The organism is Paraherbaspirillum soli, from assembly GCF_042654985.1.
GTDB classification, from domain to species: Bacteria; Pseudomonadota; Gammaproteobacteria; order Burkholderiales; family Burkholderiaceae_D; genus Paraherbaspirillum; species Paraherbaspirillum soli.
Window position 1 is genome coordinate 250,554 of record NZ_JBHSMT010000029.1, and the last position, 8,808, is coordinate 259,361.

General features: G+C 52.6%; 9 protein-coding genes and 1 pseudogene. 2 read left to right on the forward strand and 8 right to left on the reverse strand.

Annotation, left to right across the window (positions count from 1 at the left end; all coding sequences use genetic code 11):
• A partial coding sequence (locus tag ACFPM8_RS18730; protein ID WP_378999790.1) for a flagellar hook-length control protein FliK occupies positions 1–283 on the forward strand: 283 nt, incomplete at its 5' end.
• Between the two features lie 819 nt (positions 284–1,102).
• On the opposite strand, the gene ACFPM8_RS18735 is transcribed toward ACFPM8_RS18730, so the two are convergent.
• The gene (locus ACFPM8_RS18735; protein WP_378999792.1) at positions 1,103–1,600 is read right to left on the reverse strand and encodes an AidA/PixA family protein; all 498 of its coding nucleotides are present in this window, start codon (positions 1,598–1,600) and stop codon (positions 1,103–1,105) included.
• A gap of 275 nt (positions 1,601–1,875) precedes the next feature.
• Between ACFPM8_RS18735 and ACFPM8_RS18740 the strand changes: the two genes are divergently transcribed.
• The gene (locus ACFPM8_RS18740; protein ID WP_378999794.1) at positions 1,876–2,676 is read left to right on the forward strand and encodes a flagellar hook-length control protein FliK; all 801 of its coding nucleotides are present in this window, start codon (positions 1,876–1,878) and stop codon (positions 2,674–2,676) included.
• Between the two features lie 229 nt (positions 2,677–2,905).
• Here ACFPM8_RS18740 and ACFPM8_RS18745 read toward each other — a convergent pair whose 3' ends face one another.
• From ACFPM8_RS18745 to ACFPM8_RS18775, 7 genes and pseudogenes are all read right to left on the reverse strand, one after another.
• Positions 2,906–3,541, reverse strand: coding sequence for an immunity protein Imm33 domain-containing protein (locus tag ACFPM8_RS18745; protein ID WP_378999796.1), 636 nt, complete (start codon positions 3,539–3,541; stop codon positions 2,906–2,908).
• Between the two features lie 32 nt (positions 3,542–3,573).
• Entirely contained in the window at positions 3,574–4,056 is a 483-nt protein-coding gene (locus tag ACFPM8_RS18750) for a DUF4265 domain-containing protein (RefSeq protein WP_378999798.1), read from the reverse strand.
• 52 nt (positions 4,057–4,108) lie between these two features.
• On the reverse strand, positions 4,109–4,507 hold the full coding sequence (locus ACFPM8_RS18755) for a DUF6258 family protein (protein ID WP_379000248.1): 399 nt from the start codon (positions 4,505–4,507) through the stop codon (positions 4,109–4,111).
• Entirely contained in the window at positions 4,504–4,737 is a 234-nt protein-coding gene (locus ACFPM8_RS18760; RefSeq protein WP_378999800.1) for a hypothetical protein, read from the reverse strand. The genes ACFPM8_RS18755 and ACFPM8_RS18760 overlap by 4 nt, the downstream gene beginning before the upstream one ends.
• A gap of 371 nt (positions 4,738–5,108) precedes the next feature.
• Positions 5,109–5,372: a hypothetical protein gene (locus tag ACFPM8_RS18765; protein WP_378999801.1), complete on the reverse strand. Its 264-nt coding sequence runs from the start codon at positions 5,370–5,372 to the stop codon at positions 5,109–5,111.
• Positions 5,373–5,381: 9 nt separating this feature from the next.
• The gene (locus ACFPM8_RS18770) at positions 5,382–7,715 is read right to left on the reverse strand and encodes an RHS repeat-associated core domain-containing protein (protein WP_378999803.1); all 2,334 of its coding nucleotides are present in this window, start codon (positions 7,713–7,715) and stop codon (positions 5,382–5,384) included.
• Positions 7,712–8,808, reverse strand: a pseudogene (locus tag ACFPM8_RS18775) (hypothetical protein); the annotation flags it as partial. The gene ACFPM8_RS18770 and the pseudogene ACFPM8_RS18775, both read right to left, overlap by 4 nt.

Here is an 8,808-nt window from a genome sequence, read left to right on the forward strand (position 1 = left end):
ATCAGCCCACCAGTCGGTACGCGACGCAGTCGAAGCCGCGCTGCCGCAGTTGAGAAGCACCTTGGCGGATAGCGGCATCAGCTTGGGCAATACATCGGTTAGCGCCGATACCCAGCAACAGCAGCAACAGAGCGCGTTTGCGCAGCAGGCTTCGGGGCAATCGGGTTCACGAGGGGGGCAGCAGCGTGGGGATGGGTTGGCTAATTTCAGTGGCGGCGTTGAACGCAGCGTCGCGCCGGTGGTTAGCCGGGGTGTGCTTGGGGTGGTGGATACGTTTGCTTGAGGGTAGTGGCGGGATGTTGGGCTTCATTGCGATTGGGTGGAGCCCATGGATACCGCCCGCAAAAACAAAGGGCCGCAATTTGCGGCCCTGACTTTCCTTAGATCGTTTTTTCTAGAAATACAGCAAATCAAAAATTACTGGCAGCCATATCTTCTTCTGTGCTTCGTTTTGAGGTCATAAAAATACAGCACCACTCCTGAAAAACCTGCAAAAAAAGCGAGAAGAAACAAATATTTCTTCCAACCTCCGATTGACCCGTTGTAGTCAAAAAAAGAAGTAAAAATACGAGAGATCCGCCAAATAACCACTTTAAGTCCGACAAGGCCCATAAATTGAGCAAAAAAAAAGCCCATCACATAAGCGATGGGCTTTCTCTTGCAATACATTCCAGTTCTAAATGCCCCCGAGAACAGAAATCAATGGTAGGCACGATTGGACTCGAACCAATTTAAGGCGTCGATTCTATGCGACTTCGCAGAGGCTTCATAGGAGTGCACACCCCCGCACTCCCCCTCAAATACCCACGAAAAACCCAAGAAAAAACCCATGGATTGTGTGGGGCGCCGAGGGGCACAATAGAAATATTGTGCCCCAGCTCGAGTCTAGCGTCCGGTATCAAGGTAGGAGATTCACTGCAGATATCTATCTATCCTGCCTCAAATGATTGCATGAGGGCTGCACTAGCGCCGAAGCCATCCAAAGCAGAGAAATCAGCATTTGGTTCTTTGTTAGATTTGGACGTGCCCTCTGACCGCAACGTTTTGACGTATGAGAAGCTGCAAAACTTGCACTGCAGGATGATCAGCAGCTAATTAACATTCATGAAGCTATCGCGATGCTCGGACTCCAATAATAGTATCCAAATAATTTCTGTGTCGATCCGTCCCTTGTATAGAGCGCAAATTGAACATAGAACTCTTCATTTCCGCGACTCCTCACTGTTGCACCAAATCGGGTGAATTCCACTCCCGATTCATTTATCGTATTTACTAAAAAATGACCAAATACGTTGACTCCTGCCAGATACCCCATTCTGGAAACTTTCACCGCATCGCCTGAATTGTCAGACATCGAAGTGCCCATGAACGATACTTTGTCCCCCTCGTTCGCCCTGAAACTCAAGTCGCCAGATCCTTGCCCGCTAATAATTCCTCTTGATCCCGTGCAGAGCAAGAACCCACAATCGCGGTCGATGCTAGTGGGGAACCCCTGGCCTTGGCTAGGGTTGGGATACATTTTCTTAATGTATTCGGTGTCAAAGATCATGAGTATGTCAATACTCTTAGCGCTTGATGCAAATACGACATCTTCAGACATAATATTGCTCCTTAGCTGACAGTTTAAAGAAGTTGTCATGTGACACGCCATTCGTGTGTCATGGCGATAATATCGGTAACATCGTCGTATTAAAGCTGTCAATGTTCACACTATCAATGTTTATGGTTGTCGTGAAAAATGTAAAATGCGCACCTAAGGAAGCGCTGATCAATTCGCTTTTTTAAGCAAGGATCGGCCACCGAGCGGACGAACAAAGACCGCAGCAAGAATTGCCGATTTTTTGGAGCCAAACGACGGCCATTTCAGCCGATTTGATGCAATGCTTGACGCCTTTCGGCGATCAGGACGCACTTCAGCAAGCCCCCCAGGATGAAGGCCGCGCCAGCCAGCACAACCACCATCAGCAAGTGGAAAAATCAGCGACCCAAGACCGGCAACAAGCACACAACAGCGACCAGGCCGATGCGCAGCGCACAGTTTCAGCCACCAGCGCAACCGCCAACGCCACAGCCAACAATAACGAGCTGGCAGCAGGCAAAGCGGCCGCCTCGAGCAACAGCCAGTTCACCGTTGCGGCAACAACACAGCTCAACCCGGCAGTCAGCACGGTGCAACCCGCAACCAACGCCGCCAGCCCGGCAGCAAGCCCGGTCAGCCTGCCGCTGACGCCGACAGTCGGCAGCGGCGACTGGGGTCCAGCGCTCGGCAAGCAAATGATCTTTATGAACAACGCCAACCACCAGGTCGCGGAACTGCACCTGAACCCGGCCGACCTGGGCCCGTTGAAAGTCACGCTGACCATCAACGACAACCAGGCCCAGGCCATGTTCGTCTCGGCTCATCAATCGGTACGCGACGCAGTCGAAGCCGCGCTGCCGCAGTTGAGAAGCACCTTGGCGGATAGCGGCATCAGCTTGGGCAATACATCGGTGAGCGCCGATACGCAGCAACAGCAGCAACAGAGTGCGTTTGCGCAGCAGGCCTCGGGGCAATCGGGTTCACGCGGGGGGCAGCAGCGTGGGGATGGTTTTGCCAGTTTGAGCGGCGGCGTTGAACGCAGCGCTGCGCCGGTTGTTGGCCGTAGTGTGCTTGGGGTGGTGGATACGTTTGCTTGAGGGTAGTGGCGGGATGTTGGGCTTCATTGCGATTGGATGAAGTCCATGGATACCGCGTTAGGTTGTACAGATTATTTGCGCGTTGCGTAACGCTGCTGAAAAGGAAAGCCACCCAATCCGGGGATGTCGGAAAGGGTGGCTTTTTTATTTGGGATAGGAGGATGCTGTCAGTTCGTGTTGGGCTTCGCTAGCTCAGCACCAGCCTACAAGCCCGACTTATCGCGTTGCCTTAACTCTTTGGACCCGCAACTTTCTCATCAAACCAGACATCACTTTGCGGTGAGAAGAAACGATAACCAAAGGGTAGCGCCAAGAACTTTACCAAATCTGGTCTTTTAGCTGAAACATGGTGAGCATGCACGGTTCTCAACGTTTCAATCTCGCCGTTATATCGGTCAGTTGTCAGCCACCAACCCGACATATGGTCCGGAGATGGATACCTGACGCCTTCCACGTCATCACCTTCATATACGCCATCAGAAATAACAACCATCTGATCCAGTCGAGGAGGAAAGAACTCAGCCCCTACTTTGTTGCATATTTGATGCTGATCGCGCCAATAAGATAGTGTGTTGGTCACGCCAAAAATAAAATCCGTCGAGTCTTGGTTGTATTCCAAAAACATTAGCCGCCGACGATCATCCAGCGCTGCCTTCGTTATCCAGTAACCGTACTTCAATGTTTCGCCGGAGTGGACAGCATTGCCTGATGCGACATAATCGGCGACAAATTTAACGAACTCGCGGCAATCGGTTTGCAGCGCAAGATCATCGACAGTGGCGCTTATTTCATAACCGAATTGGTCCAGAAGGCCAATTGTTTCGTGAGTAAGGCCTTCGTTTATTGCGCAAATATCTACAGTCAATTTATTACCCTCCTGAACCTCGTTGCACGTTTCTAACAACTTGAGTGAGAGGACCACCAATTTAGTGGATTCTCGTCTTGATCATAAATATTTCCGTACTCCCATTGGCCGCCCATCGCGGAAAATTTCTTCATAAGCGATTCAACTAGCTGAAACCCTTTTGCAACATCAATGCTGACAAGTAGCAACGATGTTTCGACAGCCGATGCCTTGTTTGCGCCCACCTCAAATACCCCGCCGACAGCGGTAATTTCGTCAATTAGTAACTTGATGTCTTGTCGGTCCAATGTGCCATCAATATAGGCCCGAAGAGTAACTTGTCCACTCCGATTTAAAATACAAAAATCGCCGGACTCCGAATCTGTCACCTTGATCAAATCACCCAGCGCAACCCCATACACGAAAGCCGGGATATTTTTTATGACAAATACAGAGTCTTCATTGGTAGGCTCTGCCAGCACAACCTCTCGCTTGATGGATAGGCTGTCCACTTTCAGTGGAATTCGAGAAAGCATATATTTTCCATTCAAATTGCAGGACGAATTTCTTCCGCGTTACAGAACGTCCTTATGGCACGTTGTGCCCTTGCTTGTTTTCCAGCCTCATATTTGCAGCCGTAATGCAAATTTCTATTTCTGTGGGATGCCGATCTTGACCGATAGAACCGATATAAAGCACAAAACGACAATATTTACTCCCCTCTAATTTGTGCACTTCGATATCGTTGATGTAATCATTGGGAAGAAAATTTTCTGGCTTGAAGCTGATTGATTGAACTTCTTCAAAAACAAGGAATCCGTCTTCAATGTTTTCATCATTATAAAATTCCCATTGCCCAGATGAGCTGCGAACTCTGGATATCTCGTCGACTTGCAACTTTACCAGCTCGTCCCAGGAGTAAATCAGGATAGCTTTGCAGGACCGATCGCCCAGATATATTGTTTTTAGAAAATCTACCGGATTCATTCTTTCCAATTCTTTCCTTCCCGTCCTCCGATTGTCGAGTATTCAAGAATATAGTGATCTGCGACAAACTGCGAATGGGAAAGTAAGCAAGCACTTGCCTCCTGGACTTCTGAAGGCAATGGCGTCTGCAACTCATACAGATTCCCATAAGTTTGGTCATATTCTGTAGTAGTTGCATGGGCTAACCCGATAAACAAGCTACTCAACACAAATGCAACTATCAGCTTCATTAGCATTTATCCAACATCTCCCCATCTAGCGCGCGCTCTTGTAGGTATCTGTCACCAATCTCTTTAACGATTTCTCCGGCTTTCTTAACAATATTTGGGTGCGGATTGAACAAGTCACGGATTTGCTTCACGTAACTGGATTTCTTATGAAGCAGTTCGTGGACTACCGTACCCAGTAAATGCGCTGCTCGCATATCTGTACGTTGTGTAACGCCGCTAAAAAATGGGAAAGCCACCCAATCCGGGGATACCGGAGAGAGTAGCTTTTTATTCGAATTAAAGGATTGCTATCAGTTCATATTGGGCTTTGCTAACTCAACGCCAAGCTACAGCCCAACTTAGATACCGCATTTGATGTATGTGCTTTGAAATTACCAAAGCCCTTCTTTGAGATAGCGCTCATAAGATACAAATACTTGCTCGATCTTACCCATGGTAGGGAAAAACGCATATTCAACCACCACAAAAACAACCTTTAATAAGATGCTTAGCGTCTCCCAAAATATCATCATCATAATTAAAATCGATAACCAAATAAGCAAGAACGCAAGTAGCTTGAGACGATATCGCAAATACTGCTGCCGAGACATCTTTGGTGGTGTTGGCCAAATCTTAGGGAAAATATTTATCATCATTGTTCATCCTTATCTTGGCCTAATTACATATGGGCTAATCATTGAGCCGACCATTACGCCGCTGGCTAAGGCACCCTGCATTAGAATGCCTGCGGCAACGTCAGTGAGACCAGCCGCTAGATAAGCGTTAGCTGCCAGATTCGAACCAGCATATGCCGCTGCTTGCTTCCATGTTATCCCGCCGATAAGAGGCGCAACTGCGTCGCCAGTTGCCCAGCTTAGGGGATCGAGACCAGGAATGTTCGTCCATCCTGGCGTCAAGGTGTCCATTGTTCGTTTGTAATTATCCATAACACGATCCCAATAACCCGGCCCATCTGACGCAGAGCATGCATGAGAATCAGCAGGAGCTTTGGGAGGCATGAACTTAGGGCGAGGTGCGGTCTGTAAACCTAGCGGATCAGAAAACGAGATCGGGTTACCAGCCACATAGCTGTAGGTATTGATTCCGCCATCCAATCCAATCGGATCAGACTGTACATACCGCCCCAGTTGCGGATCATAGTCTCGATGATAGTTGTAAAAATTATTGCTCTCTTTGTCATACAACTGCCCTGGGAAGCGCTGGTTGTAGGTAAAGCTGCCCAAGCCACTCGGATTTTCATCCGGCGGCAGCATGCCGAACGGATCGGCATTGTCCCAGCGCCACACCATCTGATTGTCGGTTGCCTGCGTAATCACCCGTGGCGTATTGATATGGTCGGCGTAGACGTAATACACATTGGTCGCCGTGGTCTGATTGGCACCGGTGCCGGTCACGCTTTGTTTCAGCACCACCACCGGCAAATCGCCCAGATACACCGTCTCTTCAATCACTTGGCCATTAGCGTCGTATTCGCCGATCAGATGCCCAGTTTCGTCATACACATAGCTGTTGCTGCCGGTGGCAACGATCGTCGTCGGGCCTTGCTTTTGCACCCGCTGGTCGCGGCCGTTATGGCCGTAGGTGACGGTATTGCCGGCGTTGGTTGCGCTGACCATCCGGCCACGGTCGCTGTAGGTGTAGCTGATGCTGCCGTCGCTGAGCAGGTTGCCGGCGGCATCAAAGCTGTTGCTCTTGGCCGGGGCCGGTCCGGTGGTTGCGCTGAGCCGATTGCTGGCAGCAGCAATCGTATTGGCAGAAGTGCTGCCGCCGAATGTGGCCTGGGTACGGTTGCCGCTGGCGTCGTACTGGAAGCTCTGATTGTTGGCGCCGCTGCTGCCGGTCGCGCTGGTCAGATGATCCAGATTGTCGTAGCCGTAGCCCTGGTTGTAATTGGCCGGGGCGTTGCTGCCGGTGCCGCTGCCGATGTGGCCGCTGCTGACGATCCGGCCGGCGGCATCGTAGCTGACGCTGCGGTTGGTGCCGTTGTTCAGCATATCGCCCAACGGATAACTGACTACGCGGCCGTCGAGGTCAATGCCACGGGCGTAAGTGCTGCTACTGAGCGCATTGCTGTTGCCCCAGGTCCAGGCATTGACCGCGCCGAACGCTTGATAGCCGATGCCGGTCAATAGCGGAATGCTGCTGCCGGCATTGGTGCCGCCGCCGCTGGCATTGGCCGGGTTCAAGCTCAGGCTGGTGATGCGGCCGGCGGCATCATAACTGTAATTGATCCGGTTACCGCTCGGGTAAGTCATGCTGGTGAGCTTGCCGACGGTGTTGCCGTTGCTGCCGTAGGTATAGCTGGTGGTGCTGACTGTGCCGTTGACCGTTTGCACTTTGGACAGCAGCCGGCCGAAGCCGTCATACGCATAAGTCGTTTGGCCCGAGCCATCGATCATCCGCGTCAAGTGGCCGATCGCATTTGGCGCCCCGCTCGCTCCGCCGTCGTATTCGAACTGGGTCGCGACACCGCTGGCGTAGTCGATCCGGGTCAGCCGATTCAGCGCGTCGTAGCTATAAGTGGTGGTCTTACCGCGGGCATCGGTGCGGGTCTTCAGATTGCCGGAGACGTCATAGGTCTTGCTGGTGCTGCCGGTATCGGGACTGGTCAGCGCAGTCTGGTTGCCGAGGCCGTCGGTGCTGTAGCTGGTGACCAGATTGCGCGGGTCGGTGACTGTGCTCAGTTGGTCCAGTCCGTCATAGCTATAGCCGATGGTTGGGCTGCTGCCGCCGACAGCTGGGGCCGGTTGCGTTTGCTGGATCAGACGGCCCAGGTTGTCGTAACTTTGCGTCGTCACATGACCTAACGGATCGGTAATCTTGGTTCGATTGCCCATCGCGTCGTATTCATAACTGGTGGTCGTGTTTTGCGCCGTTTGCGCGGCGGCTGTCATGTCATTCAGACAGGCCAACGCGAACAGCACGGCACTAACGATGGTCTTGATCCGATGTTGATTCAAAGTGAAACGCCCTCTCATTGCGCTGCTCCGGTAATTTGTTGTAAGCGATTTAATGCGTCATAGACGCGACTGCTTTGACGCGCCAGGCTTCCGCTCGGATCTTTGACTTGCTCGCTGATCCGGTTGCCCATGTTGTCCAAGGTATAGACGATGCTGTTGCCGAGACTGTCGGCGATCTTGGTCAAGCGATGCGCCGGGTCGTAGCTGTAGCTGACGGTCGACGCATTCGGCAGCGTGACCTGGGTCAACTGGCCGACGCCGTCGTAGCTGTAGCTGGTGGTTTCAACCGTGCTACCCGCGGTGACGGTTTTGCCGGTCAGCCAGCCGCGCGGACTGTACGTCAATTGCGTGGTGACGCCGTTCGCATCGGCAATCAGACCGACGCGGCCGTTGGCGTCGTAGTTCGACAAGCTCGTCACTTGGCCGACGGCGTTGGTGATCGTGCTCAGATTGCCGTTGCTGTCGTAGGCATAGGTCGTCTTGTCGGCGACATCGGTGCGCGGGCCGGTGGCGGTCAGTAGCTGACCGAGGTTGTTGTACGTGTAGCTCCAGGTCCGAGCGCTGCCAGTCACGCTTGGCGCCAAGCCTTGCGCGCCAGTCGCATCACTGGTCGCTTGCTCGGTCTTGCTCAGCAAATTGCCGGATGCATCGTAGCTGTAACTGGTCACCCGCTTCGGTTCGGCGATTCTGACCGGCAAGCTGAAAGTCGAGTGCCATTGGGTGCTGATGGTGCGCGCTTGCGGCGTGCCGGACGCTTCGACCCGGCTGGTTTCCAGATTGCGCGTCAGGTCGTAGCTGAAGGTCGTGACGGCGCCGTTGAAATCGGCGCGGCTGGCGACGTTGCCGTTGGCGTCATAGGTGACGTTGCTGGCCGCAGCGCCGCAACCGGCACCACCGGGCTGGGATACGCCGGTGCTTTTGACGGCACCGAGGATGGTCTGGAAATTGTAGGTGCGCGAAGTACCCAATGGGTCGATCACCGTCGTGCTGTTGGCGGTATAGCTCAGGCTAGCCTTGTCGGCGCCGACGGCATGCTCGGTCGAAATCGCTTTGCCGCTTGCATCGTAATGATAGGTCGCATCGCGTGAACCAGTCTCGTCGATGATGCCGG